The 25,568-nt window shown below is 69.1% G+C and carries 26 protein-coding genes and 1 tRNA gene; 15 read left to right on the forward strand and 12 right to left on the reverse strand.

Features of this window, described 5'->3' with window-relative positions; genetic code table 11:
• Both Asera_RS29950 and Asera_RS29955 read left to right on the forward strand, forming a co-directional pair.
• Complete coding sequence (locus Asera_RS29950) at nucleotides 1-561, forward strand: dihydrofolate reductase family protein (protein WP_211255814.1); 561 nt, start codon at nucleotides 1-3, stop codon at nucleotides 559-561.
• 351 nt (nucleotides 562-912) lie between these two features.
• On the forward strand, nucleotides 913-2,685 hold the full coding sequence (locus tag Asera_RS29955; RefSeq protein ID WP_084132876.1) for an N-acetylmuramoyl-L-alanine amidase: 1,773 nt from the start codon (nucleotides 913-915) through the stop codon (nucleotides 2,683-2,685).
• 154 nt (nucleotides 2,686-2,839) lie between these two features.
• On the opposite strand, the gene Asera_RS29960 is transcribed toward Asera_RS29955, so the two are convergent.
• Complete coding sequence (locus tag Asera_RS29960; RefSeq protein WP_157035203.1) at nucleotides 2,840-3,130, reverse strand: hypothetical protein; 291 nt, start codon at nucleotides 3,128-3,130, stop codon at nucleotides 2,840-2,842.
• A gap of 847 nt (nucleotides 3,131-3,977) precedes the next feature.
• Here Asera_RS29960 and Asera_RS29965 point away from each other — a divergent pair.
• Complete coding sequence (locus Asera_RS29965; RefSeq protein ID WP_030449743.1) at nucleotides 3,978-4,604, forward strand: hypothetical protein; 627 nt, start codon at nucleotides 3,978-3,980, stop codon at nucleotides 4,602-4,604.
• 108 nt (nucleotides 4,605-4,712) lie between these two features.
• Here Asera_RS29965 and Asera_RS29970 read toward each other — a convergent pair whose 3' ends face one another.
• Together Asera_RS29970 and Asera_RS29975 are read right to left on the reverse strand one after the other, a co-directional pair.
• The gene (locus Asera_RS29970; protein WP_084132874.1) at nucleotides 4,713-5,174 is read right to left on the reverse strand and encodes a VOC family protein; all 462 of its coding nucleotides are present in this window, start codon (nucleotides 5,172-5,174) and stop codon (nucleotides 4,713-4,715) included.
• 39 nt (nucleotides 5,175-5,213) lie between these two features.
• A complete protein-coding gene (locus Asera_RS29975) occupies nucleotides 5,214-5,993 on the reverse strand; it encodes a transposase (protein ID WP_212804483.1) in 780 nt (259 codons plus the stop codon).
• A gap of 162 nt (nucleotides 5,994-6,155) precedes the next feature.
• Between Asera_RS29975 and Asera_RS29980 the strand changes: the two genes are divergently transcribed.
• Complete coding sequence (locus tag Asera_RS29980) at nucleotides 6,156-6,740, forward strand: GNAT family N-acetyltransferase (protein WP_030450004.1); 585 nt, start codon at nucleotides 6,156-6,158, stop codon at nucleotides 6,738-6,740.
• Nucleotides 6,741-6,964: 224 nt separating this feature from the next.
• Here Asera_RS29980 and Asera_RS29985 read toward each other — a convergent pair whose 3' ends face one another.
• Nucleotides 6,965-7,294 (reverse strand): AQJ64_40280 family protein, encoded by a 330-nt coding sequence (locus tag Asera_RS29985; protein WP_211255823.1) that lies wholly within the window; start codon nucleotides 7,292-7,294, stop codon nucleotides 6,965-6,967.
• Between the two features lie 483 nt (nucleotides 7,295-7,777).
• Nucleotides 7,778-8,026 (reverse strand): hypothetical protein, encoded by a 249-nt coding sequence (locus tag Asera_RS29990; protein WP_030450006.1) that lies wholly within the window; start codon nucleotides 8,024-8,026, stop codon nucleotides 7,778-7,780.
• 118 nt (nucleotides 8,027-8,144) lie between these two features.
• Here Asera_RS29990 and Asera_RS29995 point away from each other — a divergent pair, with 118 nt between their 5' ends.
• A complete protein-coding gene (locus Asera_RS29995) occupies nucleotides 8,145-9,416 on the forward strand; it encodes a helix-turn-helix domain-containing protein (RefSeq protein ID WP_030450007.1) in 1,272 nt (423 codons plus the stop codon).
• Nucleotides 9,413-9,964, forward strand: a complete 552-nt coding sequence (locus Asera_RS30000) for a GNAT family N-acetyltransferase (protein WP_051803131.1) — start codon at nucleotides 9,413-9,415, stop codon at nucleotides 9,962-9,964. Before Asera_RS29995 ends, Asera_RS30000 begins: the two co-directional genes overlap by 4 nt.
• A gap of 242 nt (nucleotides 9,965-10,206) precedes the next feature.
• Here the strand turns inward: Asera_RS30000 and Asera_RS30005 are convergent, their stop codons facing one another.
• Nucleotides 10,207-10,374 (reverse strand): hypothetical protein, encoded by a 168-nt coding sequence (locus Asera_RS30005; protein WP_157035248.1) that lies wholly within the window; start codon nucleotides 10,372-10,374, stop codon nucleotides 10,207-10,209.
• A gap of 196 nt (nucleotides 10,375-10,570) precedes the next feature.
• Here Asera_RS30005 and Asera_RS30010 point away from each other — a divergent pair, with 196 nt between their 5' ends.
• From Asera_RS30010 to Asera_RS30045, 8 genes are all read left to right on the forward strand, one after another.
• Complete coding sequence (locus Asera_RS30010) at nucleotides 10,571-10,720, forward strand: hypothetical protein (RefSeq protein ID WP_157035249.1); 150 nt, start codon at nucleotides 10,571-10,573, stop codon at nucleotides 10,718-10,720.
• A gap of 59 nt (nucleotides 10,721-10,779) precedes the next feature.
• Nucleotides 10,780-11,694, forward strand: coding sequence for a hypothetical protein (locus Asera_RS30015; protein ID WP_051803132.1), 915 nt, complete (start codon nucleotides 10,780-10,782; stop codon nucleotides 11,692-11,694).
• A gap of 790 nt (nucleotides 11,695-12,484) precedes the next feature.
• Nucleotides 12,485-12,634: a hypothetical protein gene (locus tag Asera_RS30020; protein WP_157035250.1), complete on the forward strand. Its 150-nt coding sequence runs from the start codon at nucleotides 12,485-12,487 to the stop codon at nucleotides 12,632-12,634.
• Nucleotides 12,595-13,083: a hypothetical protein gene (locus tag Asera_RS30025; RefSeq protein ID WP_157035251.1), complete on the forward strand. Its 489-nt coding sequence runs from the start codon at nucleotides 12,595-12,597 to the stop codon at nucleotides 13,081-13,083. Before Asera_RS30020 ends, Asera_RS30025 begins: the two co-directional genes overlap by 40 nt.
• Before the next feature lie 94 nt (nucleotides 13,084-13,177).
• Nucleotides 13,178-13,774 carry an SLATT domain-containing protein gene (locus Asera_RS30030; RefSeq protein WP_030450010.1) on the forward strand — a complete coding sequence of 199 codons (597 nt, stop codon included), beginning with the start codon at nucleotides 13,178-13,180 and terminating at the stop codon, nucleotides 13,772-13,774.
• A 1-nt stretch (nucleotide 13,775) separates the two neighbouring features.
• Nucleotides 13,776-14,582 carry an SMODS domain-containing nucleotidyltransferase gene (locus tag Asera_RS30035; protein ID WP_211255825.1) on the forward strand — a complete coding sequence of 269 codons (807 nt, stop codon included), beginning with the start codon at nucleotides 13,776-13,778 and terminating at the stop codon, nucleotides 14,580-14,582.
• Nucleotides 14,583-14,620: 38 nt separating this feature from the next.
• Nucleotides 14,621-15,792, forward strand: a protein-coding gene (locus Asera_RS30040; RefSeq protein ID WP_425305964.1) for an IS3 family transposase whose coding sequence is annotated in 2 segments (ribosomal slippage) — nucleotides 14,621-14,900 and nucleotides 14,900-15,792 — 1,173 coding nt in all. Because the reading frame shifts where the segments join, the coding sequence is not laid out codon by codon here.
• Nucleotides 15,793-15,835: 43 nt separating this feature from the next.
• Entirely contained in the window at nucleotides 15,836-16,639 is an 804-nt protein-coding gene (locus tag Asera_RS30045) for a tyrosine-type recombinase/integrase (RefSeq protein WP_051803059.1), read from the forward strand.
• A 95-nt stretch (nucleotides 16,640-16,734) separates the two neighbouring features.
• On the opposite strand, the gene Asera_RS30050 is transcribed toward Asera_RS30045, so the two are convergent.
• The 4 genes from Asera_RS30050 to Asera_RS30065 form a co-directional block, all read right to left on the reverse strand.
• A tRNA-Lys gene (locus Asera_RS30050) sits at nucleotides 16,735-16,810 on the reverse strand.
• An 85-nt stretch (nucleotides 16,811-16,895) separates the two neighbouring features.
• Nucleotides 16,896-20,822: a GH92 family glycosyl hydrolase gene (locus Asera_RS30055; protein WP_211255810.1), complete on the reverse strand. Its 3,927-nt coding sequence runs from the start codon at nucleotides 20,820-20,822 to the stop codon at nucleotides 16,896-16,898.
• A gap of 229 nt (nucleotides 20,823-21,051) precedes the next feature.
• A complete protein-coding gene (locus Asera_RS30060) occupies nucleotides 21,052-21,426 on the reverse strand; it encodes a DUF4873 domain-containing protein (RefSeq protein WP_084132858.1) in 375 nt (124 codons plus the stop codon).
• Entirely contained in the window at nucleotides 21,419-22,114 is a 696-nt protein-coding gene (locus tag Asera_RS30065) for a TetR/AcrR family transcriptional regulator (RefSeq protein WP_030449707.1), read from the reverse strand. The genes Asera_RS30060 and Asera_RS30065 overlap by 8 nt, the downstream gene beginning before the upstream one ends.
• Nucleotides 22,115-22,271: 157 nt before the next feature.
• On the opposite strand from Asera_RS30065, the gene Asera_RS30070 reads away from it, so the two are divergent.
• Nucleotides 22,272-23,165: an AurF N-oxygenase family protein gene (locus Asera_RS30070; RefSeq protein WP_030449708.1), complete on the forward strand. Its 894-nt coding sequence runs from the start codon at nucleotides 22,272-22,274 to the stop codon at nucleotides 23,163-23,165.
• A gap of 43 nt (nucleotides 23,166-23,208) precedes the next feature.
• Here Asera_RS30070 and Asera_RS30075 read toward each other — a convergent pair whose 3' ends face one another.
• Complete coding sequence (locus Asera_RS30075) at nucleotides 23,209-23,640, reverse strand: bleomycin resistance protein (protein ID WP_030449709.1); 432 nt, start codon at nucleotides 23,638-23,640, stop codon at nucleotides 23,209-23,211.
• Between the two features lie 57 nt (nucleotides 23,641-23,697).
• The gene (locus tag Asera_RS30080; protein WP_030449710.1) at nucleotides 23,698-25,326 is read right to left on the reverse strand and encodes a GxGYxYP domain-containing protein; all 1,629 of its coding nucleotides are present in this window, start codon (nucleotides 25,324-25,326) and stop codon (nucleotides 23,698-23,700) included.
• Nucleotides 25,327-25,568: the final 242 nt, after the last annotated feature.

Consider the following 25,568-nt stretch of genomic DNA (forward strand, 5'->3'; position numbering starts at 1 on the left):
ATGACCACGCGGCTGGGCAGAAGAACGTGCCATGTCGAATCCGTTCTGTACATGTCGATGTCGCGCGACGGGTTCATCGCCGGAGCCAACGACGGGCCCGGTGACGGCGGCCTCCGCCTCCATGAATGGCTGGGCGATCCGGCCTCCGACTACCCGCTTCGCCCCGTCGGGGCTCAACGGCGACATGTTCGCAGAGTCCAAGGACACCGGGACGGTCGTCGTTGGCCGCAATACCTTCGACTACGCCGGCCACTGGGTGGCGGCCGCCACGGCGTTCCGATCTACGTTCCCCATCCGGGGCGCCCGGCGGCGCCGGAGGGCCACTGGCCTCACCACGTTCCCGATGCGAAGTCCGCGGTACGTCAGGCCAAGACCGCCGCTGGCGAGAGGGATGTCATGGGGCACGGCGCCGAGCTGGTCCAGTCGCTCCTACGCGACGGCCTGCTCGACGAGCTGCGGATCCACCTGATCCCGGTCATGCTCGGCAACGGGCGACGGCTGTTCGGAGCAGACCACGTCGATCTCGAGCTGATGCGCGTGCTCGATATCCGAAGGCCCTGATCATCGAGGCTCGGTCAACGACAATCGCACCGACGCCTGCCTCTGCCTGCTCGCGCTGACGTCGCGATGAGCTCTGCGACTAGTGGCGTGTTCCGCTCGAACCTGGCACGGGTCCTCGGCAGTCAGGCGCTCCGCCGGGTACCCCTACCGCTCTCGAACCCCCGCACGATCGGGGTGCGCCCGAACGACCAGGTCGCACGATGAAGGATTACTTCATTGGCCCCATTGTGCACGGCAATGATTGTTGCCAAGATAAGCACATCAGATCCCCTCAACTCAGCGCGTATCGGTCGCCGCGCCGGCCCCTCCTCCGCGGCGCCCTGGTACGCCGGTACCGAGGAGGTTCGTCGAATGTCCAGAAGACCCCGGCTACGTCGCCTGCTCACCCCCGCGGTCGCGCTCGCTCTCGCACTGCTCGGCGCCGCTCCCGGCGCGACGGCGGCGCCAGCACCGGCCGGAGCACCGGCCGGCATCGCCGCCGCGGCGAGGACCGCGCAGCAGCGTTACGGCGTGCCGGCGCCACTGCTCGAAGCGATCTGCTACCTGGAAGGGCGGCTGTCCGACCACGGCGGCAGGCCCAGCGCCAACGGCGGGTACGGCTGCATGAACCTCACCCACAACGCCCGCTCCCGCGACCTCGACCACGCAGCCGCGGCGCTCGGCGTCCCCGCCCGGCAGCTACACACCGACCAGGCCGCCAACATCGCCGGCGCCGCCGAGGTGCTGCGCGCCGACGCGACTGCGCTGTCTCCCGACCATCGGGCCCCCACGAACCTCGCCGGCTGGTACGGCGCGATCGCCCGCTACAGCGGCGCCGACCACGCCGTCGCCACCGCGTACGCCGATGCGGTGTACCGAATCGTCCGGCACGGACTGACCGCCACCGCACCCCGCGGCGAGACCGTACGCATCGCGCCGCACCGTGTCACCCCGGACACCGCGGCCGCCGACGGCGTCGGCGTCCACCCCGACCTGCCGAGTCATTGCACGACCACGAGCGCGGGCGACTACCCCGCTGCGTACGACTGCATCGTGCCGACCAGCTACGACTGCAACACCAACTCGTCGTGCACGTATCAGAGCGCGAACAGGCCGACCGACCTGCCGATCCTCGGCGTTGTCATCCACGACACCGAGGAATCGCTGACCGACACCATGAACACGTTCTATTCGACGTCGTCCGGCGTCTCGATCCACTACGTCGTGGACGGCAGCGGCAACGTCTACCAGCTGCTGCGCGAGAAGGACATCGCCTACCAGGCCGGCAACTGGTGGTACAACCAGCGAACCATCGGTATCGAACACATCGGCTACGACGCCACCGGCTACCAGTGGTACAACGCCACCCAGTACCTCGGCTCGGCGAAGCTGTCCGCCTACCTGCTCAACCGCTACGACATCCCGCTCGACCGCGCGCACGTGGTGGCGCACGGCACCATTCCGGCGCCGACGCTGGGCACCGCACCGAACCACGTCGACCCCGGCCCGTACTGGCTCTGGGGTTACTACCTCGGCCTGATCAACCAGCAGGGCGTCGCCTACCCCACCGGCCCGGCGCCCAGCGGCGTGGTCCGCTTCGACCCGGCGTCCGGGCAGACGCCGCTTGGCACCAACGGCGACGAGACCACCGACAACTTCAACTTCTTCTACCTGTACACACAGCCGTCGACCGCGGCACCAAAGGTGCCGCGCAAGGGCAACGCCACCGACATCACCGACGAGACCGACAACATCGAGACGATGCTGAGCTACGACGTGCTCGCCCAGCAGCCGGACGCGGCCGGCACCGGCGACACGATGTACGAGGTCTGGTACGGCGAGAGCCTGTCCGGCTCGGGCTACTCAGCGACCGGCACCAAGGCGTGGATCGCGGTGCCGCCCGGCGCGGCCGAACAAGGTCACGGCACAGTCGTGACGCTGGCGTCCAAGAACGGACGGCCGGTGCCGGTGTTCGGCCGCCCGTCCGGCTCGAAGACCTATGAGATCGGCTCCAGCCCGGCCGGCTCGGAGTACCTGTCGGCATGGTCGGTGACAGACTCCGGCACCACGTACTACGAGATCAACTTCAACCACCGCCAGGCATGGGTACCGGCCTCCGAGGTCGGATCGACCCGCACCTCGTGACCGGCGCGGGGTGGCCCACCCCGGGCCACCCCGACGTCGGAATCCGGCGTAACACAGCGAGCTAGGCACCAGCAGGTCGGTCAGGTACCGCTGGAACTGTCCATCAAGGACATCCACGCAACGCCGGCCGCGGTGATCGCCAGTCCACCGAGAATCACCGGGCGGTACCGAAGCGGCGCTGCAGCGGGTCGCTCGCCCGGGGACAGGCCACCAGCAGCGCGGTCATCGGCAGGAAGGCCAGCACGGTGTGCATGGTGCTGTAGTGCCAGCTGCGTTGCACGAACAGGGTGAGGAAGAACGCGATCCCCTCCATCGCCATGCTGAACAACACGATCGCGAAGTAGTTGCCCAGCTTGGCGCGGCCGGCGAGCAGTGGGTCAGGGAGGCGGAGCAGTCCGGTGATCGCGCCGTCGGTGCTGCCGTGCAGCAGGACGTCGTCTTCCACGGTGCACAGCCGCACGATGACCTGGTGGTCGACGAACCGGGCCAGCAGTGCCGGGTCGCCGCAGATCAGCGGTCCCGGGTCGGTGTGTGTACGGTCGCTTCACGCCTTCGGTGTCTCGATCCGGTGCGGGTGCGGCACGGCCGCTGACGAGGAGGCCCCGAATGAACGGCACGGCGCAGAAGGCCGCCCGCCGCGACAGGTGGCTGATAAGTAGATCATTGATATACAGTCCGGGCTACGGCAGCGATGAGGGAGCCGACGTTCCTGATCCTGACCGCGCTCGCCGAACGTCCCGCCGAACTCCAGCATGCCGTCCACATCGCCCGTACGCGGCTGCGCGCGAACCCGGAATGGCCTGACCACGAGCCGATCCGTACCGCGAGGCCGGATGGAAGGAGACACCCCCATGCGGGACCGGACTGCGGCCCGACGGTACCGACGGCTGCTGCTCTGTTACCCCGGGCGTATCGGAGGGTGCGGGCGACGAGATCGTCGACACGCTGATCGACGTAGCGCCGTCCGATCGCGAGCGGCCGACGGTGCGGGAGGCGGCGAACCTGGTGACCGCCGTGTTGCGTTCCCGGCTGGGTCGAGCGGACAGCCGGTGGATCGTCGCTTTCTCGCTCGTGACCGCGGTGATCGTGGGAGTGTTTGGCTCCGCCGTGGGATACCGCCTGGCGGGGCAGGCGGCGGCGCGTCCGCTGCCGACGCCCGGAGAGGTCCGGCAGACCATGGCCCGCATCGCTTCCGGGCCGCCGGTGCCCGGAGGTAAGCAGAGCCGCGACGACTACGTGTTCGGCTGGTCGGGCATGCACCGGTCGCTGCCGAACGAAGCGATCCAGGTGCTGTGCCGCCGGCTATCGACGACTTCGACCTCGACTACACACCTGGCGAGATCGACGTCGACACGTACCGGCGGGACAGCACCGCGGTGGTCGACGCCGCGCGCACAGCGCGGGCCCGTCTGCGCGCAGGCGGCTGGACACTCAGCGAACTCGCCGGCGACGACCACCTGGGTATGGGACCCAACGCCACGTTCAGCGCCCGCCGCGACGGCACCGTGATCACCGTGTACATGGATCGCGGCAAGTACGGCTCCGTCCTCGACGGGGAGGGCTGGACGCCGCAGCCGCACGGCCCGCTGTCGGAATCGTGGGTGATCTTCAAGCGGGGCACGCCCACGGTCGTCCCGTACGGGCAGGGCGTCGCAGGCTTGCTGGCGGCCGTGTTCGGCTGGCTGGCGTTCGGCTGGTGCAGCCGGCGCACGACGGCGCGGACCCGGGGCGAACGCGCCCGCACCCGCATCGCCTACGGGGCGCTTGTGATGTCGACGCTGCCCGCGGTGGTCCTGCTCGCCGAAGCCTCGTGGTACACGGTCACCACCGGGGTACCCGACGCACCCCTCGCGGGGGAGTGGGGCCCTCAGCGGCCCCGATCGACGCGATCGGCGACTACCGGATCGTCCTGGACGTGATCGGCGCTCCCGCCCTGCTGACGCTGCTCGTCTCCGCGCTGCTGCACCCGCGCCGCCAACCAGGCCGCGAGGTGCTCACCTCCGACGAGGGACCGCGACCCACCCCGATCACGCGCCGGCAAGGGAATCCGCTCGCGATCGCAGACCGGCGGCCCGGCGGGATGCGATGACGACCGGGTTGGTCGGCATGTCGGCCCAGACGATCTCGAAGTAGTTGTCCTCCGGGTCGCACAGGTACGCCGAACGGCCGGTGAAGAACTCCGCGTCGACCGGTTCTTTTGTCACGCGAGCCCCCGCGGCGCGCATGTGATCGGTGAGCCGGTCCACCTCATCCGCGCTGTCGACCTGTACACCAATGGTGAACCGGATGCCGCTACTCCTCGGCTCGGGCTCGGTGTTTCCGTCGCGCGCCAGTTTGGAGAGCGGGAACACCGCTAACACGATGCCCCGCAGCTCGAAGACCGCGAACTCGCCGTCGTCCATCACCAGCGGCCAGCCCACCCGCTGGTAGAAGTCGCGAAGCGCGCTGAAGTCGCGGGCACCTAAAGGTTGTCCCGTAATGATCTTGATGGGTTGACGCGGAAGGACTTCACGGCCGCGTCGGGCCGGTCATACGACCATGGTCAGGTTGCGCATCAACGCGATACCGGCGGCGGCGTACCAGACGCCTCGTTGTTTGCGGCGGCAGTCGCGGAGGATCTTCCAGGACTTCATGTGGGCGAAGCAGTGCTCGACGCGGGCGCGGATACGGCGGTGGACGGTGTTGAGGTCCTGTTTCCACTGCGGCAGCGGCGGTTCACCCTCGCGCGGCTTGCGGTAGGGCATGATTACCTCCGGGTTGCCCTGGTAGCCGCCGTCGGCCATTACCGCCGCGCCGGCGCACTGTTGGTCGACGCCGGAGTCGGTGTAGGCGCGGCAGTCGTTGCGGTTGCCGGGCAACGGATCTCCGACCGCGACGGTCAGGCGGGTGTTGGCGTCGATGGCCACTTGCAGGTTGGTGGAGTACCGGTAGTTCTTCGACCGGGCCGACATGTTCCGGTCGTGGGTGGGCGCCAGCGTGCCGTCCACGATCAGGACCGTGTCGGGTCGGTGCCGGCGGCTCTGGGGCTCCAGTACCAGGTGTGGGGCCAGGTGATCGACGATGCGCCCGGCGGCCGACTTCGATACTCCGAACAGCGGCGCGATCTGCCGCAGGGTCAGGTTGGTGCGGTAGTAGGTGGCCACCAACAGCACCCGGTCGGCCAGCGGGAGCCCCCACCGGCGGCCAGCGCCGGTCTGCTGTCCGCCGCGACCAGCCACGATGGCCACCAGCTTGCCGAACTGCCGGGCTGACAGGCCGGTGAACACCGGGATCCACTGCGGCTGATCGGACCTGATCGTCTGCTCCACACCAAGGTCAACGACCGAGCGGACCAACGATTACGGGACAACCTTTAGGGTGATCAGGTTGGCCAGAGGCAGCCGATCGGCCATGTTCGCACTCTACGCCCACGCATCGGAAACGGTGCCGAAGTCGTCGCGCGACTGGCCCAGTCGCTATAGGGTCAGATCGTGAGCTTGACGACCAAGCCCCTCACCGCCGAGACGTGGGCGGACTTCGCTGTGCTGGTCGAGGCCCACAACGGTGTATGGGGCGGGTGCTGGTGTATGGGCTTCCATCCCGAAGGTGTCGGTCGGGGCCACACGCCGGAAGGTAACCGAGACGCGAAGCGGGCCCACACGATGGCCGGAACAGTCCATCAGATCCTGGTGTATGCAGACGGCGAGTGCGTGGGCTGGTGTCAGTACGGCACGCCGGCCGAGTTGCCGAACATCAACAACCGCAAGAAGTACGACTCAACCGCCGCGGATACACCGACCTGGCGGATCGGATGTATCTTCACCGCCAGCAAACACCGGGGACGAGGCGTCGCTCGCGCTGCTGTCAAAGGGGCCCTCGACGCCATTGCCCAAGCCGGTGGAGGAATCATCGAGGCCTACCCCGAACAAACCGCGGATCGACCTCCGCAGCGCGGCGGCTATCTGCACACCGGTCCCGAGGCGCTCTACGCGCAGTTTGGCTTCATCCGCGATCGCAAGATCGCCAAGTGGCGCTGGGTGATGCGTGCCGACGTCCCGGCTGCGCCAGACTCGTAAGACCGATGAGCTCACCCTCCTGCGCCGTGAGCGCAACGAGGCACATGGCAGCCGCAGACCCCGAATTCGAGGTGACTCGGCGCCAACGCGATCGCTGGCTCCCCTCGGCGGCACCCCCGTCGACACCGGCGCCGCAACCCGAGCGCCCGTCGCCGCTGCGCGTGTGAACCGTCTGGCCACCACGCGCGCCCGAGGCACCACTCTGGGCGCGGCGCTCGCGTCGCTCAGTGCAGGACAGTTGCCACGGCGGCAACAGCTTCATCGCCGAGTACCGCGTGCTGCGACCGGCCCGGCAGCGCGGGCGGGTAGGCCCAGTGGGTGACCGGTTCGTCGCACGGTCTGCCGAATGGCAGGCGGACGACGCCGTCGGAGTCGACGAAGCAGTCGCGATGCTCGGTCCCGTCCTCGTCCCGGTGACTTGCGTGGAAGACCGACGCGAGAACGAGCCAGAACTGTTCGCCGTCCGGATACCGGCCGGTGGCCGCCACCGATACCGGCCACCCGGATTCGGGCAGCCGATCGCGCGCGTCCACCCACTCGACGATCGCGTCCACGTCCAGCCTCCCCCTGTCATTGTTTCCCCGCCGTGCTTGCGCACGCCCGGCCGCAGTCCGGCCCGGCCGCGCGCGGTGACCCGGTGCCGTCGGCGAGCCCCCAACCAGTTGTAGCCGGACCGGGCCGACCGCCACATCAGGGAGATCCCCTGCGACTGGCCCGCGGTCGCGCGTGGCGATGTGAGCCTGGACCGAAACGGTGGCACGTCGGACCTGCCAGCAACGCCGTGCTGCCTCGCAGCCCGCCTGACCGCGGAGCGTCCTATGCCGCCTTCCGGCGCATGGGATGCCCCGCGCCGATTCCACGCCGGCTTCGTACGGGAGGGCCCGCGTCAATCGGACTGGGCCAACGGCGGGTTCGTCGACGAGATCCAGCTCGGCCTACTCGCAGGTGAGTACGTACCGGTGCCGGAGTGACGGTGACTCGTCTCGAAGACGAACAGGTGACCGCCCGAGATGGAGTGCTCCTTCGAACAGGGTGCGTCAGGCGACCGGGATGGCGGGGGTGTTGAGTAGAGAACGGTCGCCGTCGGTGCCGGCCGCCAACGCAGCGGCGACATCCTCGTGGGGTGTGCCGAGCCGGATCGTGCTCACCTCGTCGAGCAGCCGGTAGTGGCTGGGGTCGAGCGCGAGGTCCAACGCGCCGAGGTAGCTCTCCAGGTGCCCGATGGTGCGCGGCCCCACGATGGGCAGCAGCGAGTCTGGGCGAGGCTGGCGCGCTGGCGCAGCCACGCCAGCGCGATATGGATCGGGCTGGCCCCGGCCTCGTCCGCGACCCCGAGTACCGCATCGAGGACGGCGGCCCGCTGCCCGCCCTCCGCGGCCGCGCCCCGTGCGGCCCGACCGGCCGATGATGTTGCCCGCCGGGTTCGTGCTGCAACCCGACGTGCGGGCCGCGCTGGGAGTCGGCGACTGGCGCAGCGTGCTACGCGCCGCGGTGCGAGTCTCCAACGTCTCCCAGACCGCGATCGCCGCGGCAGCCGGAATCTCACGAGCTCAGGTGTCGAGGCTGATGTCAGGGCGAAGCACAGAGCCGTCACTGCGCACGGTGCGGGGACTGTGCGACGCACTCGGGATCCCCCGACAGATGGCTGGGCTTGCCCCGGCGGTCGCCGAGCCCGAGGAGCCCGCCACGGACCGCCGAGCCTTCATCGCCGGAACACTCGGCGCGCTGACCCTGACCACCCCGGTGCTGGAATTGACCGACGCGCCCACCCCACACGTCGGCCTCGACGACGCGGCCAAACTCCGATCTCTGGCCACCGAAATCGTCCAGCTCGACACCACTCACGGCGGTGACGTGCTACGCGAAGCCGCAGTCCGCGCCGCCGCCCAAGCAGACACAATGCTGCAACACGGGCACTACCCCGACCGGGTCGGTCGCGAGATCCAAGCAACGCTCACCGAACTGTCCGAGCTGGCAGGCTGGGTCCAATACGACGCCGGGCAACAACAACAGGCACGGTACTGGTACCAGCAGGCCCTCACCCACGCCCAACTGATCGAGGATCCACGCCGCGAAGTCGTCGTGCTGTCCTCACTGTCGATGCAAGCCACCTTCCTCGGCCGCACACGCGAAGCCGTGCAGTTCGCGCAACGCGGCCAGAAACTCGCCGCCGGCTGGGCACCACCCCGCGTTCAAGCGCTCATGCTGCTCCGCGAGGCAGCAGGCTGGGCAAAAACCGGCGACCACCACGAAGTCGAGCGCCTACTCACCCGCGCCCGCACCGTCTACCACCCCGCCCGCCATGACGACGACCCGCCCTGGGTGTGGTTCCTCGACGAAGCCGAAGTCGCTTCCATCGAAGCCACCTGCGTCGCCGACTCCGGCGACCACACGCGGGCCGAAACACGCTTCCGCGCCGCTCTAGCCCTGCAACGCGGGCTGTTTCCCCGCAACGAAGTGTTCTTCCGGGTACGACTAGCCGAAGAGATGCACGCCCAACACAACACCCGCGACGCCTGCACCCAACTCGCCGAGTTGATCCCGCACCTGACCGTGCTGTCCTCGTCCCGGCTGAGACGCCGTGCCGTGCAACTCATCCACGCCGTCCATGACCAGCACACCACGTCCTCGGCCGACCTGGTCGAACGTGCCCGCACCGCAGGACTGATCGCATGACCGACGATAAGGCCATGACCGACCCCAGCATCACGCTTCTCCAACCACCCCAGGCCCGCGACATCGCCGAACAGGTGGCCGAGCTGTATGCGGAGGTGTACGCCGAACCCCCCTACAACGAAGGGCCCGACGACGTCGCCGCCTTCACCGACCGCTACCGGCAACAGACCCAGCAACCTGGATTCGCACTCGCCGCCGCCTACCACGGCCACCGCCTCGTCGGCATGGCCTACGTCGCCACCCTCGAAGCTGGCCGCTGGTGGCGCGGAGCACTCGACACCCCATCCCCGGACATCCACGCAGCCGACAAAGCCGGCCTCTACGAACTCGCCATCCGCCGCCCTCACCGCGGCCGAGGGCTCGCACGCCAACTCGTCCACACCGCGCTGGCGCACCGCCCCGAGGCCTGGGCCGTACTACTGGTCAACCCCGACACCACCGCACACACCATCTACCAGCACTGGGGCTGGCAACCCGCCGGACTCGTCCAACCACAACCCGGCTGGCCCGTCAACCAAGCCATGACCCACAACCTGCCGATCAGATAGCCACACCACGCCGCTTTCTGGAGACCGCCCTCGCCATGCTCGGCAGCCAGGCATCTCTGCGGCAACTGACCGATGGGCCAGCATCGTCGTGACCCGCTCGGTGATGCCCGTCGAGTCGACCGACGAGAGATTCACGGTTTGGATGCGCAGCAACCTGGACCGGACTGCAGCCGGTCGGTGAGCCGGCGCTGGGAAGGCCGTCGACCGGTGCCCGGCCGGCGATCTGGCCACGCATCCGCCGATCACGGCCCCGATCGTGGCAGCGGGGCCACTTCCCCACGCACGTCGGGGCCCAACTCGCAGTCATCGATCACCCGACGCGCATCGCTCGGGTCCACCTCGACCCAGTCGCCACCCTGCTCGATGACCCACTGGACGGCGCCCAACGCCTCGTCGAGCGCCTCGTACACCAGATCACCACGACGGGCTGTGCGACCGGTCCAGTTCACCCGCCAACGCCTACCCTCGCCGGACAGCTCGTCGAGGTTGATGAACTCGGCCTCCCAGGGCCTCCCGCGTCGCATCCACCGCCGCCGTGGTGCTACCACGCGATCCCAGGGCACCCCGTCCGGCCACAACGTCCCCACCACTGGCCTATACGAACACATGTTCGAAGTCCACGTCCAGCACGTCATCCGCGAGCGCTACAGCACGCCCACGACCCGAGCGAAGCTGTCGAAGACTCCCGGCTTCCCACAGGTGCGATGCCCGGGCCCGGAGCAGCGGGACAACGCCGACAACAGCTCGTCGATGTGATCGACTCGTCCGGGTGGTTCAGGTTGACGAAATCGAACGTACGTTCGATTATCTGAGTCATGGCTGACGTCGCTGAGCTGCGCAAACTCATCGACGACCGGCAGATCGAGCGCGGGATCATGGGCGGCCTGCCGGTGCCGGGGCCGCTGCGCTCGCTGCTTCCCGGCGGGCTGTCCCGGCAGCGGGCGACAGTGATCACTTGCGGAATCGGGTCACTGTCGTTGGCGATGAGCCTCGCGGCGGCCGGTACCGACCACGGCGGATGGGTCGCCGTGGTCGGGATCCCGCACTGGGGTGTGGTCGCCGCGCAGGAGTTGGGGGTGGCGGCCGAGCGCACCGTGCTGGTACCCGAGCCCGGCCCTCGGTGGGCGGCGGTCGTGTCGGCCCTGGCCGACGGGATGCGCATGGTGGTGACCCGGCCAACCGCGCCGCTGACGCAGCGGATACGCATGCGGCTGCAGACCCGGATCCGGCAGGCCAACTGCGTGCTGATGGTCCTGGAGGATCAATGGTCCGAGGCGGCGGTGCGGTTGTCGACCACCAGGCCCCGCTGGCACGGCATCTATCCGAACGGCCGCGGCCGGCTGGCCCGCCGGGAACTGACCGTCCACGCCGCACCCCGCTCGGGCCGGCCGGCGATCAAGACCGTGTGGCTACCCAACGGGCGCGGCCAGATCGCCGAGATCGCACCCACCCAGCTGGTCCAGTCTTGGTGGTCAGGCCGCTGGGGCCGCTGGAACCAGATCCGCCTCAAACTCGAAGACGCCGGACCCGACGGCTGGGTAACCGACCAGCAAGGACCCGACGGCATCGACCGCCGGACCTACCACCGGCATGACACCCAGGCGCTCAGGCAGGTGCAGGAGATCATCGACGAATTCGACTACCTCCCTTGGCGCGACAGCACCAGCCTGAGCCAACGACCAGCACACCGAGCACCCTCCGCCGCTGCTACCGCGCGGGCTCGGCCATAGCGGACAGGAACCCCGTGCCGGGTTGTCATATGTGAGCCGGCCTCGTGGCGCGCCGACATACCGGCTTCGGCAACTCATTCGGTTGTGTCCCAACGGTGCTGCAACGAATACCAGGCCGAGAGGCCCAGCCGAGCTATCGACGGACCGCGGTATTCGGGGCTCGCGCGCTCAGGCCCGTGGGGCAGGTCAGCTCGTCGAGGAGTGCGATGACGCGGCGGTCGACAGCTCCCCCTCTACAACCTGTGTGCGTGTCTCCGGCGGCCGGCCACCCCGTCTCGATGAGGGCATGCTGCGCATCAACCTTGAAGACGTCAGCGGCTGGTCGATCGGCGCCGACCTGCAGGCTGGAGGATTCGCCACGGGCAGGGCAGACCCCTACGTAAGGGAAATTATGTGATGGCGAACTCGCGTGGCCGACGATGCCGCCGAAGGGCCCGAAGGTCACCGCGCGTGGATCGACGAGAGCCGGCCAGACCGTCGTATTCGTTCGGTATAAGCGTCCCGGGTGGTGCTGCTCAACAAGCTGCACGAGGTGCAGGAGAAGACCTTCTCCCTCGTGCACACGTCGCACAAGGTGTCTCGCCCGCCTGTACACCCGCCCGGGAGCAGCGCCGCGCATCATAGTGGGCCCCATCGGCGGCCCCATCGGAACTGTCTGGACTACATCGACGCAGAAGTGCTGTCACCCCTTGGTCGTAGCCTGCTGATGACGCGCTGACGGCCCGAGGGGGCATCCTCGGGCCGCCGCCAAGCGCGTCACCCGTCCCATCGACGAAAGGTGGTGCGCTCGATGAGCGTAACCGCGGCGCGGTGCGCCCTGTCCATGCAGACCAACTGGCCGGCCACGGTGGCCATCCTCGGCTGCGCCCTGCTCGCGTTCATCGCGCTGCTGGTCAACCCGTGGGCGTTGATCTGCTGGACCAGCGCGCTGCGGGTCTGACACCCACCACGATGCCCTCGGCGTACGACATTTTCGAGCGCCGGGGGCTTACCCCGCTGGAGCTGGTGGACATCCACGACATCAGCTACGAGGACTCCAGGCGGATGGAGAATCTGCTCGACAACCAGATCGCCGAGCTGATGAACGTGTACTTCGACGACATCACCAACAAGTTCATCAACATGGCCCCGGTCACACCCGGCGCTCGATCCGCCGTACCGCGGTCAGCGATCAGGACAGTGTGGCTGCCCAATGGGCGTAGCCAGATCGCCGAGCTCGCCCCCACCCAGCCCGCTGGTCCAGTCTTGGTGATCGGGTGCCCGGGGCCGCTGGAGCCCGATCCGCCAATACCTGCCCCTGGTGTGGCGGCACCAGCCTCATCCAGCGACCAGCACATCGCGCAGCCAGCGCGACCGGCGTGGTGGGCAGCCATCGTGTCAGCTGCATGACTCGTCGGTGGTGTCGGTGGTCGCCGTCATACTTGGGGGGCGTGCACCTGACCTCATGCGCACGTCCAGGAGTCCTCGGCCGAGTAGGCGTGAATTGACAGATCAGAGCGCGGCGGTCCTCGATCGGGATCCGTACCTGCTGGCCCAAGTGCGCGAAGCATTCGGGCGGCTGGTGTACAGCCACAAGACCCATGAGAAGCAGGCCGACATCTGCTTCACCAAGCACCGCTGGCAGCAGGCGGCGCTCATCGCGCTCACCGCGATCAGTTCCGGCACCTTCCTCGTGGCGGTCGTCGGCCTGGTCGGCAACGCGGTGCTGACGGGCCTGGTGACCTCCTCCGTCGCCCTGCTGGTCACCTGGATGAGCCTCGGCGCGAAGACGTTCAAGTTCGAAGAGGAGTCCAACGCCCACCGCGGCATCGCCTCCAGGCTGTGGAACGTCCGGGAGTCCTACATCTCGCTCATCGCCGACCTGATGTCCGGCACGGTCTCCGGCGCCGCCGGCCGGCAGCGCCGCGACGAACTCCAGCAGGCCACGCTCGACGCGTACGCCGATGCGCCCAGGACGAGCACCAAAGCGTTCACGCGGGCGCAGGACGGGCTGCGCAACAACGAGGAGATGACGTTCACCTCCCGCGAGATCGATCTGCTGCTACCCGAAGCGCTCCGCCTCGGCGAAGGAGAGGCGTGACATGCAGACCTCCGAGATCTTCGACGGGCTGCTGGAGAACCTCAAGGTGGGCAGTACGGCCTCCACGGTCGCCGCCCGCAGAGACGAGATCGCCAAGGCGCTGAACAAGGACTTCCGCTCCAAGGATGGCTGCACCGACTACAGGCTCATGGTCGGCTCGTTCGGCCGGCACACCGCCATCAAGGACGTGTCCGACCTCGACATGATCTTCATCCTCCCGTCGGGGATCCGCTCGAACTACGGCAACGAGACGGGTCCGCGGCGGATGCTCGAGCGCGTCCGTAACGTCCTCAGGGCGCGGTACCCGAACACCGACATCCGCGTCGACCAATGTGTGGTCCGGGTGCGGTTCATCTCCAACGCCTTCAAGTTCGAGGTCCAGCCGGCGTTCGAAAACTCCGACGGCAGCTTCGACTACCCGGACACGAAGGCGAAGGACTGGAAGATCACCAAGCCTCGCGAGGAGATCGCCGCGACGAAGGAGTGCAACGACCGCACCTCGACGAACATGCGCCACTTGGCGCGGATGGCGCGGGCGTGGAAGAACGAGAACGGAGTGGGGATGGGCGGGCTGCTCATCGACACCCTCGTCTACAACTTCTTCGCACAGACCGACGAGTACGATTCGGCGGGCTCCGGCTCGTTCGGCCTCATGGCCCGCGACTTCTTCGAGTTCCTCAAGGACGAGCCGGCGAAGGACTACTACCTGGCGCTGGGCAGCCGCCAGCGCGTCAACGTCAAGGCGAAGTTCCAGCCGAAGGCCAAGAAGGCATACAACGGGGCTGCTCAGGGTTTGGTTGACACCTGACCTGTGAGGCTGCTGGCCTTGCTGGAAGGATGTCTGTTGTGCCCAAGCCCTATCCCCGCGAGTTTCGGGACAACGTGGTCGCGGTCGCTCGTGCCGGTGGCGCGCCGCTGACACAGATCGCGAAAGACTTCGGGATCTCCGAGTCGTGCCTGTCCAACTGGCTGCGCGCCGCGGTGGTCGAGGACGGTGACCGTCCCGGCGTGACCCGGCAGGAGTCGCAGGAGCTGCGTGAGCTCAAGCGCCGTAATCGGCTGCTGGAGCAGGAAAACGAGGTGCTGCGCCGGGCCGCGGCCTATCTGGCCCGGGACATCAACCCAAAATGATCTACCCGCTCGTCCGTGACTTGGCCGTGGCCGGCGCCCCGATCAGGGTGCCGGTCGCGGTGACGTGTCGGGTGCTGGGGTTCTCCCGGCAGGCCTATTACCAGTGGCTGACCGAGCCGGTATCGCAGCGCGACGTGCAGGACGCGTACCTGACCAATGCGGCGATCGATGCGCATGCCGATGATCCGGAGTTCGGATACCGGCTGGTGGCCGACGAGCTACGCGCCGCCGGTCACCACGTCTCAGACAACAGGGTGTGGCGGCTGTGCCGCGATCAGCGGATCTTCTGCGCCCACTCCCGTAAGCGGGGTCTGAACCGCAGGCCGGGCCCACCGGTGCATGACGATCTGCTCAAGCGTCGGGCAGGCGGCCGTGATTTCACCGCCGCGGCGCCGAACACGGTGTGGTTGACCGACATCACCGAACATCCCACCGGTGAGGGAAAGCTGTATCTGTGCGCGATCAAGGACGTGTGGTCCAACCGGATCGTCGGATACTCGATCGACTCGAGCATGAGCGCGCAACTGGCCGCAGACGCGCTCACCTACGCCATCACGCAGCGGGAAACGGCCGGCACCATCGTGCACTCCGACCGTGGCGCCCAGTTCCGGTCCCGCAAGTTCGTCACCACGCTGCACCAGGCCGGTCTGATCGGGTCGATGGGCCGGGTCAGCGCCTGCGGCGACAACGCCGCCATGGAATCGTTCTTCGCGCTACTGCAAAAGAATGTGCTCAACCGCCGCCGCTGGGCCACCCGCCACCAGCTGCGCCTGGCGATCGTGACCTGGATCGAGAAGACCTACCACCGACGACGCCGACAACGCCGCCTCGGCCGACTGACTCCGATCGAGTTTGAGACCATCTACACGACCGCACACGCGGTCTGACACCCATCAACCCCGAGTGTCAACCAAACTCGGGGCAGTCCCGTTGTCCGCCCGAGAGGTCCGGCTGTTCCTGGACGGCCTGGCCAAGCACGGCACCGGTGAACACACCGTCCGGTACGTGCACGCGACCCTGCGGGCCGCTCTCGAAGATGCCACCCGGGAAGAGATCATACCGCGCAACGTGGCCAAGCTCGTGCGGGTCGCCGCACCGAGCAAGCGCGAGCCAACACCCCTGACCGTCGAGCAGGTGAAGACCTTGCTCCGGTCCGCTCGCGACTACCGGCTGTATGCTCTGTTCGTCGTCCTGGCGGTCCTGGGGCTGCGTCGCAGCGAAGCCCTCGCCTTGAAGTGGGACGACATCGATCTGACCTCCGGGGTTCTCCGGGTGCGTGGCAGCCTGCAACGCACGAGCGCCGGCCTGGAGCTGCTGCCCACCAAGACTCGCCGGTCCAAGCGGACCGTGCCGCTGCCCGCTCTCGTGCTGCGGGCGCTTCGGGACCACTGGTACGCGTCCCGGATGGAACGTGCCGACCTTGACGGTCGCTACCCCGACTCGGGGCACGTGTTCACCACCTCGATCGGGACCCCGATCGACCCCCGGAACTCCACCCGGCTGTTCCACGAGCAGTGCGAGGAAGCCGAGCTTCCCCCGGTACGCCTGCACGACCTGCGCCACGGGTGCGCGACGGTCCTGCTGTCACTGGGCGTGCCGCCCCGCATCGTCATGGAAATCTTGGGGCATTCCACCCTGGAGATGACGATGAACACCTACGCGCACGTCTCGCTGGACAACATGCGGGACGCCCTGGGCAAGATCAACGACCTCTTGACCGGCGAGGAGGGCTGACCGTTGCTGTCAGCCGGTGCTGTCAGACAGGGGTCACCCTCACATGAAGAAGACCCCTCCGTTAGCGTTTTCGCTGGTGGAGGGGTCTTTCTGAGTGGTGCGCCGTCAGGGACTCGAACCCCGAACCCGCTGATTAAGAGTCAGCTGCTCTGCCAATTGAGCTAACGGCGCAACGGGTAAGAACTTAGCATGCCCCGGCGGGCGGCACGAAACCGATACCCGGGTCCGGCCCGACCCGGGTATCGGTGCTCCGCGTTCAGCGCGACTTGTCCGGTTTGACCGGTGGATCGGCCGGTGTGTCGAGCAGCTCGACCTGCGCCAGTACCAGCGGCGCTCCGCCGGTCGTGGCGGTCACGTCGAGCCGGTACCGGGGGTACGAGCCGGGCTTGGCGACGGTGAACGGCCGGGTCTGTCGGCGCCAGGTGAAGGCCTCGTCGCTGCGGGTGTCCAGCACGGTCCAGTCAGTACCGTCGGTCGAGCCGGACAGCGTCCAGGCCACCGGGTCGCCGTGCTCGGCGGTGCCGGAGGTCAGCGTGTAGTGCGTGACCTTCGCCGCCGCGTCGAGCTGGTAGTCGACCGTGACGGCGGCACCTCCGAACGTGACCTGGTCGGCCGACGTGTCGTTGGCGAGCTTGTCGACGTCGGTACCGTCGCTGGCACTGGCGTCGGCGGCCGCGGTGACGTCGGTGAGCGGGATCGCGACATCGGTCCCGGTGGTCAGCGACGGTGGCGCGGCGTCGGCCCCGCTGCCCCAGCGCGACGGCTTGGCGCCCATGGTGAAGTCCAGGCGGGCGCCCCGCGCCAGCGTCGCATGGTCCACAAAGGACTTCTCGTACCGCTGACCGTTGACCCGAAGACCGCGCACGTACACGGTGGACACCGAGTTGCCGGGGGCGTTCACCACCAGGTTGTGCCCGCTCTCCAGGTGCACGGTGGCCTTGCGGAACAGCGGCGAGCCGATGGCGTAGCGCGGGCTGCCCATCTGCAGCGGGTAGATGCCCAGCGCGGAGAAGATCCACCAGGCGGACATCTCGCCGTTGTCCTCGTCGCCGCAGTAGCCCTGGCCGATCTCGGAGCCGGTGTAGAGCCGCTGCAGCACCTCGCGCACCTTCTGCTGCGTCTTCCACGGCTGCCCGGCGTACGTGTACATGTAGGTGATGTGGTGTGACGGCTGGTTGCTGTGCCCGTACTGGCCCATCCGGACGTCCCGGGCCTCGAGCATCTCGTGGATGGTCCCGCCGTACGAGCCGGGATACTGCGCGGTTTCCGGCGTGCGGAAGAACTCGTCGAGCTTGGCGGCGAGCTTGTCGCGCCCGCCGTACAGGTTGGCCAGGCCATTGCCGTCGTGCGCCACGTGGAAGGCGAAGTTCCAACCGTCGGTCTCGGTGTAGTCGTTGCCCCACACCCGCGGGTCGTACTCGTTGGGCTCCAGCCGCGGCTGATGCTTGGCGTCGAAGCCCTGGAAGAACCCGATCGCGGGGTCGAACAGGTAGACGTAGTTGCGGCAGCGGCGCAGGTAGTAGTCGGCCTCCTCGGCGTAGCGGCGCGCCTCGGCGCTCCCCGCCGTGGCCCGCTCGGCCAGCGCGGCGGCCATGTTGCCGATGCCGAAGTCGTTGACGAAGCCCTCCAGCGCCCAGGACACGCTCTCCCCGGTGCTGTCCGGGGTGTAGCCGAGGAAGATCGACGTGGCCAGGCCCTTGCGGCCGATGGCGCTGCTGGTCGGCGCGACCGAGGCGTTGCGCACGGCCGCGTCGTACGCGTCCTTGGGGTCGAATCCCTTGACGCCCTTGAGGAACGCGTCGGCGAACGCGACGTCGGAGCTGGTGCCGGTCATCAGGTCGGCGTAGCCGGGCGACGACCAGCGGGAGATCCACCCGCCGTCGAGGTACTGCTGCACGAACCCCTGCACGAGCCGGCCGGCCACGCTCGGGTACAGCAGCGCGTACGCGGGCCACGCGGTGCGGTAGACGTCCCAGAAGCCGTGGTTGACGTAGATCGTGCCGTCGACGATCTTCGCGCCGGTCTCGGTGGCGGTGGGATCCTTGACCGGCTTGGACACCGGGCTGGCGTAGCGGTACGTCGGCTGCCGGTTGGTGCCGACGTTCTCGAACCCGGAGTTCGGGTAGAGGTTGAGCCGGTACAGGTTGGAGTACAGCGTGGTGAGCTGGTCCGGCGTGGCGCCCTCGACCTCGATCACGCCGAGCCGCTTCTCCCACGCCTGCCGGGCCCGTTCCCGTACGGATTCCAGGCTGTCGCGGGAGGAGATCTCCAGTGCCAGGTTGTGCTTGGCCTGCGCCACGCTCAGCAGCGAGGTGGCGATGCGCATGGTGACCCGATGGGTTGCGCCGGCGTCGAACCGGAAGAAGCCGGTGACGTCCGTGCCACCGCCACCGGGCAGCATGCCGGAGTCGGTGACCGGGCGGTCGAACTCCGCGTACACGAACAGCCGGGTGGCGCCGTCGGTGCCGACCCGGACGTCGGAGTAGCCGTGCAGGCTGCGGCCGTCGGCGTCGAGGGTGAGTCCGCCGTCGTTGTCGACGTTGTCGAAGATCAGGCTGGCATCGCTGCCGGGGAACCGGAACCGGAAGATCGCCGCGTGGTCGGTCGGGGCCAGTTCCACCGCGATGCCGTTGCTGAAGGTGACCGCGTACCGGTGCGCCTGTGCGGTTTCGTCGTCGTGCGAGAACGCCAGCGCCCGCGTGCCGCGGTCGGCGTCCGGGGTGCCGCTGGCCGCGGACGGCATGACCTGGAAGGTCTGCCGGTCCCCCATCCAGGGACTCGGCTCGTGACTGACCGAGAAGGCCTGCAGTTCCGGCAGGTTCGCCGCGTTGTTGGCCTTCTGGTACGCGTACAGCCAGCTGGTCGAGCCGGCGTCGGTGACCGGCACCCAGAAGTTGAACCCGTTGGGAACCGCGGTGGCCGGGATGTTGTTGCCGCGGGAGAAGTCGCCGGAGGCGTTGGTGCCGCGGGTGGTCAGCACGTAGTCGGTGGGCCGAGATCGCCTGTCCGCCACCGGATCGCCGAGCCGGATGTCGTCCAGCCAGCCGCGGAACTGCGCCGGTCCGGCCGGCTTGTCGTACCCGAACAGGATGCGCTCGACCTTCTTGCCGGCGGCGACCGCGCCGACGTCGATCACCACCGAGTTCCACTGGTTCGGGTACAGGATGTTGCCGGCGCCCTGGCCGCTCGGCGAGGCGGCGATGCCGTGCTGGTCGAGCGCGGGCAGCTGCGACAGGTACGTGCCGTCGGAGAACGCCAGGTCCAGCGCCACGTACGTGCTGGCGTAGGACAGGTCACCGACGCCCATCACCGGGAACACCGTGTACGCCAGCCGCGTGTGCCGGCCGACGGACAGCTCCACGTCGTAGATCTTGTTGTAGGCGAAGGCGCGCCCGTCGGCAGTGTGCTGGCCGGCGAACTCCAACGAGGCGACGCCGGTGAAGCCGACCTTCGGCCGCACGTTCGGCCCGCTGGCCGGGCCGGTACCAACCGCGGTCAGCATGTCCTGCTGCGGCGGTGGCGCATCGTCCCCATTGGACAGTTGCAGGTCGGCGAGCTGCACGATGTCGCCGCTGCCGTTGGCGGTGACGTTCAGCCGGTAGTACGAGTACTTCGTGGTGTTGTCGACGCTGAACTGGCGCAGCTGGTAGCGGTGCTCGAACGTCTCGCCGGTGCGGGTGTCCAGGTCCGTCCACTGTGTACCGTCGGTGGAGCCCTGCAGGGTCCAGTTCTTCGGGTCGCGCTCGGCGTGGTCGTTGGCCGAGGTCAACGCGTACGCCACGACCGCGATCGGTTCGGACAGCTGGACCTCGGCCCACGCGGTCGCGGTGAACGCGAGCCACTTGGTGCTCGGGTCGGCGTCGAGCAGGTTCGCGGCGATCTCGTTGGGCGGGTTCTCCCCGCTCGCCACGCACTTGGTGATCTTGTCGACGATGCTGCCGGGAATGCCGGTCGGGGCGGCGCCGGTCACCCCGGACATCCGCGCGGTGCCGTGCTTGTCGGTCTCCACCGTGCTGGTCCAGTCCAGCGGCCGGTCGTCGGCCTCGAACGAGGAGGCGAACACCGACCCGCGGGCCGGCGCGTACCGGTCGGAGACCGGCGACGCGGACGCGACCGACGGCACCCCTTCCGCCAACGCCACCAGGGATGCCCCGCTACCCACCAACAACGCTCTGCGTTTCACGCCGCGCCTCCATCGACCCGTACGGTTCGAGGACCGGCACGAACCGGTTCTCGCGACCCCAACGGTTGACGCACGAGGACAGGCCGGGCATCAACCCGTAAGCACACAATCGGAATATGACAGCGTTGTCAAGATGCCCAGGTGACGCGGTTTCCGGCGCCCGGATCCGACGACGGCGACAACCGGCACGAACCACGCGTACCGGATCCGGGAGCCGGGCCGCGGCGGTTCAGAACGCGGGCGTGGTCGACACCGGGAACGGCGGCCGCCCGGTGCCACCCACCCGGTACCGGCCCCACGGGTCGGCGTCGGTGAGCGTGGTGGTGACCGAACCGTACGGCGTGGTCAGTGTCAGGTTGCGGGCCTGCGAGGTGGCCAGCCCGGTGATCGCCGGGTCCGCGGCGAGCCGCCCGTACCACCGGTAGGCGCCGCTGATCGGCTCCAGCGCACCGCGCAGCTCCGCGCCGACCCGCACGCTGCGCGCGCCGTCGCCGAGCTCGACCTCGCCCCGGTACCCGTCGCCATCGGGCTCGTGCGACCCCGTCGCCGTCGAAGTCACCGCGGCGGGCCCGGCGTCGCCGGACCGGGTCGGTTCGTCAGTCATCGTCGCCTCCAGTCGGCAGGGGCCGGTCAGGGTCGAGTTCGACGCCGCGGGCGCGCAGGTGGCCGTCGATGACGTACCAGATCGAGTCGCCGAGCGACTCGACCAGCCGGCGCTGGCCGATCAGCCGGCGGTCGCCGAGTTCGTGCCGGCGCACCCACCAGTCGCCGGCCGCTTCCACCATGCCGATCAGCCCGTACGCGATCGGTTCCAGCGCGTCGTCGGCCACACCGAGCAGCGTCATGTAGTGGCCGAGCAGGTCGGCGAGCTGCGCGGCGAACAGCTTCTCGCCGGCGGTGAACGCCTCCCGGCCGGCCGGTACGGCCGCGGAGCGCGTGGCGATCAGCCGGTACAGCTCGGGGTGCTCGTCGAGCCAGCGCACGTGCGCGCGCACCAGCGAGGTGATCAGCGACCGCGGTGCGGCACCGGAGTGCAGCGGCCGGGTCAGCTTGGCCAGCAACAGTTCCACGGCGCGCTGCGCGACCGCCACCTGCAACTCGTCGCGGGAGTCGAAGTAGCGGTAGAGCACGGTGCGCGAGACGCCGGCCTGCTCGGCGATCGCGTCGAATCCCACGTCGATGCCGGCCGCCTCGATCGCGGCGACGGCCGCGTCGACCAGTTCGGCGCGGCGTTGCTGCCGGTGCGCGGCCCACCGCCGGGCCCGGCCGTCGGTCTGCTGGCTGCCAGTCACCCCGACAGACTACGGGGTGGCGTGCGGCAGCGGCGAGATCCGGCCTTTACTGTGACGAGCCGTCACATGATCCTTGACGCGGTGGCCGCGGCGTCGCATAGTTGTTGTGCGTGACATCGCGTCACAGACATCTCGGTGGTGAAGGAGGTGGCCCGGGATGGCGACGGGCACCGATCAGACCCGCGCCCGCGGCCGGTTGCTCACCGCATCCGCCCGGCACAGCTACGATCCCGACCTCGACATCGACTGGTCGGCACCGGTGCCCGACGGCGTGCCGAGCCTGCCCGAGCACCGCGTCTCGCTATACGGAACGCCGCTGTGGCAACGGCTCACCCCCGAGCAGCGCATCGCGCTCGGCACCCACGAGTGGTGCTCGATCACCAGGTTCGGCATCTGGTTCGAGACGCTGCTGATGCGCATGCTGCTGCGCGACATCTACCGGCGCGACCCCGGCAGCGACTACGTGCAGTACGCGCTGACCGAGATCGGCGACGAGACCCGGCACAGCATCATGTTCGCCCGCGAGGTCGAGAAGCTCGGCGCGAGCCAACACGCACCCGGTACCGGCCTGCTGCGGCTCGGCGCGCTGTTCGGTGCGGTCGCCCCGCGCGGGCCGGCGATGTTCGCCGCCACCCTGCTCACCGAGGAGACCCTCGACCGACTGCAGCGCGAGCTGATGGCCGACGAGACGCTGCAACCGCTGGTACGCATGACCTCGCGCATCCACGTGGTGGAGGAGGCGCGGCACGTCACGTTCGCCCGTACCGAGCTGGCGCGGCAGGTCGCGGTCACCTCGCGCCCGACACTGTTGCGGCACCGGCAGCTCACCGCGGCGGCTGCGTACGTCGTGTCGGCCAACCTGATCCATCCCGGCGTGTACGCGGCGGTCGGCCTCGACCCGCGCCGGGCGCGCGCGCTCGCCCGGGCCAACCCGTACCACCGGGAAACCCTGCGCTGGATGGGCAAGCCGGTCACCGACTTCCTCACCGAGGTCGGCATGATCGGCCGCCCCGGCCGCGCCCTCTGGCGCCGCTCCGGCTTCCTCGCCTGACCGGACGCGCGACGCGGGCGGGCACTCGCCGCCGGCGAACCGGTCACCGGCGCACCGCGCGCCGGCCCAGCGAGCGTTGGAACCGCAGCAGGTACCCGTCCGGATCGGTCACCAGGAACTGCTCGACCCCGGCCTCCTCGGCCCCGATCCGGTACCACGTGGTCTCGGTCGGCTGGAACAACCGGTACCGCGCCGACGCCAGCGCGTTGCGGATCGGCCGCAGGTCGGCGACCGCCAGCTGCAGGTTGATGCCCCGGCCCAGCGGTGGTTCCAGTGGCCCGGTCACCCAGTCGCGTCCGATCCCCCGCTGGTCGAGCATCACGTGCGCGCCGCCCAGCGACAGGTAGGCGAACCCCTCCGCCGGCCGCTCGTACTCGACGGTGAAGCCGCACAGGCCGCACCAGAAGCGCAGGCTCGTCGCGAGGTCGGTGACCGACAGCTCCGGTACCAGCGCCGGCTCGCCTCCGGTAGTCACCAGCCCATGCTCGCAGAACCACCGGCGCCAAGGCACCCGCCCGGCGCCGATGTGGCGTCAGTGGCCGGGCAGCTGCAGGGCCCGGCGGGCGAGGTGGAAGAACTGGTCGCCGCGCACCACCGTGTACGGGTCGGCCAGCGACGCGGCGATCGTGCCGACGTCGGTCGGGTTGAGGTTCCAGGACAGGATCCCGATCGACAGGAACAGCGGTGCGTCGCCGGACCAGCCGGCGGCCGAGGCAGCGATCGCCTCCTGCGCCTCGGCGACGCTGCTGGTCAGGTAGCTCACCGCCTGCGGCGTGTCGCGGTGCAGCACGGACAGTTCGGTGCGCGTGGTCCAGTCCTTGAACAGCCCGAGCGGCCGCACGTCGCGGAGGTAGCGCGCGGCCTCGGCGTCGGACAGCGGTACGTCGTCGCCGTCGATGCGGTTCAGGATCACCGCGGCGTCCATCCCGGTGCGCCGCATGTACCGGGCGGTCATCCCGGTGAAGGCGCCGAGCGTGTCGTCCGGCCACGGCGACGGGTAGGCGTAGCCGGCGCCGGACGGCCCGGCCATCAGGTAGTCGTTGCGGGTCGCGGTGCGCTGGTAGTGGCTCAGGAACACCGGCGCCGCGTCGATCAGCAGCGGGTTGGTCGACCAGTTCAGCGGCACCGTGCCGCGGCCCGGGTCGTCCCACAGCTGCCGCATCTTGTGCTGGTTGTACTGCAGGTTGTCACCCTCGGTCATCGAGAACGTGACGTACACGCGGTTGGCCAGCGGCGGCGCCGGCAGCGAACGCTGGCCGGCGGAGACCGGCGCGGATGCCCCGCCGTACACGGTGAGGTTCTGCGAGTGGTCGGCCGCGAGCACGATCACCCCGTGCCGGGAGGTCAGCTCGGTACCGTCGCTCTCGCCGCCGACGCCGGCCGGCCACCAGCCGAGGAACGCCGTACCGGGCGCCATGTCGCTCATCACCCGGTCGCCGATGGCCCGCGACTCCGGTACGTCGGCGTGGATCCACAGCGTCAGCGCCCTCGTCGCGACCGCGTAGTCGCGCAGGTCGCACAGGGTGTTCTCCGGGTCCAGGCCGACCAGGATCCGGTGCTCGGTGTGCGGCCACAGGGTGTCGACCGCCCAGGTGTACGCGGCGATCTCGTCGGCGAACCGGCCACGAAGGTCGGCGACCACCGGCAGGTCGGACAGCGAGTCCAGCTGGTCCGGCGAGACGATGATCGCGTCGTGCAGGCCGGCGAGCGTGGTGGCCACGTTGCGGGTGGCCGGCAGGTCGGGGTCGGTGACCACGACGCCATGCACGACCGATCGGTACCGCCGCAACAGCTCGGCGGGTGAGCCGATCGTGCGGTAGCGCAGCCCGGCGGTGCGCAGCCAGGTCAGGCCGCCCTCGTCGGCCGGCCGCAGCGTCGCGCTCCGCGGCCGGGTCCGGTTGACCAGTCCCTGCAGGCTCGCGACGAGCAGCTGGTCGGCGTCGCTGGCGTCGGTGAGGTCGACCAGATCCAGCACGGCCGGCGCGGCGAAGTGTGGCAGCACCTGCCCGCGCGGCCAGTCGATGCCGGTACGGCCGGGTGCCGCCGCGGCGGGCACCGACCCGGTGCTGGCGCCGAGTGCGGCCGCGCCGGCGGCGGTGCCGGCTCCGATCAGCAGCTGGCGGCGGGTGGGACGCAGGGAACGTGCCGAATCCGTGAACATCTACCGAGCTCCTCGTCGACGGGATCCACCGGTGATGTCCGACAACGTTGTCAAAGCGCATAAATCCCTGTCAAGAGCCGCAAGCCGGGCATCGGTGTGCAACCGGACACGGCGCGCCGCGACGATCGGACACGGTGCCGCGGCGATCGGCCGACCTCGGCCACGACGGCGCAGCGGATCGGCCGAACCCGGCACGGCGCCGCGGCGAACCACCCGACCTCGGCGACGACGGCACCGCGAAC

The organism is Actinocatenispora sera (genome assembly GCF_018324685.1).
GTDB classification, from domain to species: domain Bacteria; phylum Actinomycetota; class Actinomycetes; order Mycobacteriales; family Micromonosporaceae; genus Actinocatenispora; species Actinocatenispora sera.

Excerpts from the sequence above, each read along its gene's own strand:
- Asera_RS30010 (WP_157035249.1), top strand. The coding sequence starts at position 10,571 with ATGTTCGAAGTCCACGTCCAGCACGTCATCCGCGAGCGCTACAGCACG.
- Asera_RS30000 (WP_051803131.1), top strand. The coding sequence starts at position 9,413 with ATGACCGACGATAAGGCCATGACCGACCCCAGCATCACGCTTCTCCAA.
- Asera_RS29950 (WP_211255814.1), top strand. The coding sequence starts at position 1 with ATGACCACGCGGCTGGGCAGAAGAACGTGCCATGTCGAATCCGTTCTG.
- Asera_RS29995 (WP_030450007.1), top strand. The coding sequence starts at position 8,145 with ATGATGTTGCCCGCCGGGTTCGTGCTGCAACCCGACGTGCGGGCCGCG.
- Asera_RS30060 (WP_084132858.1), bottom strand. The coding sequence starts at position 21,426 with ATGACTGACGAACCGACCCGGTCCGGCGACGCCGGGCCCGCCGCGGTG.
- Asera_RS30020 (WP_157035250.1), top strand. The coding sequence starts at position 12,485 with ATGAGCGTAACCGCGGCGCGGTGCGCCCTGTCCATGCAGACCAACTGG.
- Asera_RS30035 (WP_211255825.1), top strand. The coding sequence starts at position 13,776 with ATGCAGACCTCCGAGATCTTCGACGGGCTGCTGGAGAACCTCAAGGTG.
- Asera_RS30080 (WP_030449710.1), bottom strand. The coding sequence starts at position 25,326 with ATGTTCACGGATTCGGCACGTTCCCTGCGTCCCACCCGCCGCCAGCTG.
- Asera_RS30070 (WP_030449708.1), top strand. The coding sequence starts at position 22,272 with ATGGCGACGGGCACCGATCAGACCCGCGCCCGCGGCCGGTTGCTCACC.
- Asera_RS30015 (WP_051803132.1), top strand. The coding sequence starts at position 10,780 with ATGGCTGACGTCGCTGAGCTGCGCAAACTCATCGACGACCGGCAGATC.
- Asera_RS29955 (WP_084132876.1), top strand. The coding sequence starts at position 913 with ATGTCCAGAAGACCCCGGCTACGTCGCCTGCTCACCCCCGCGGTCGCG.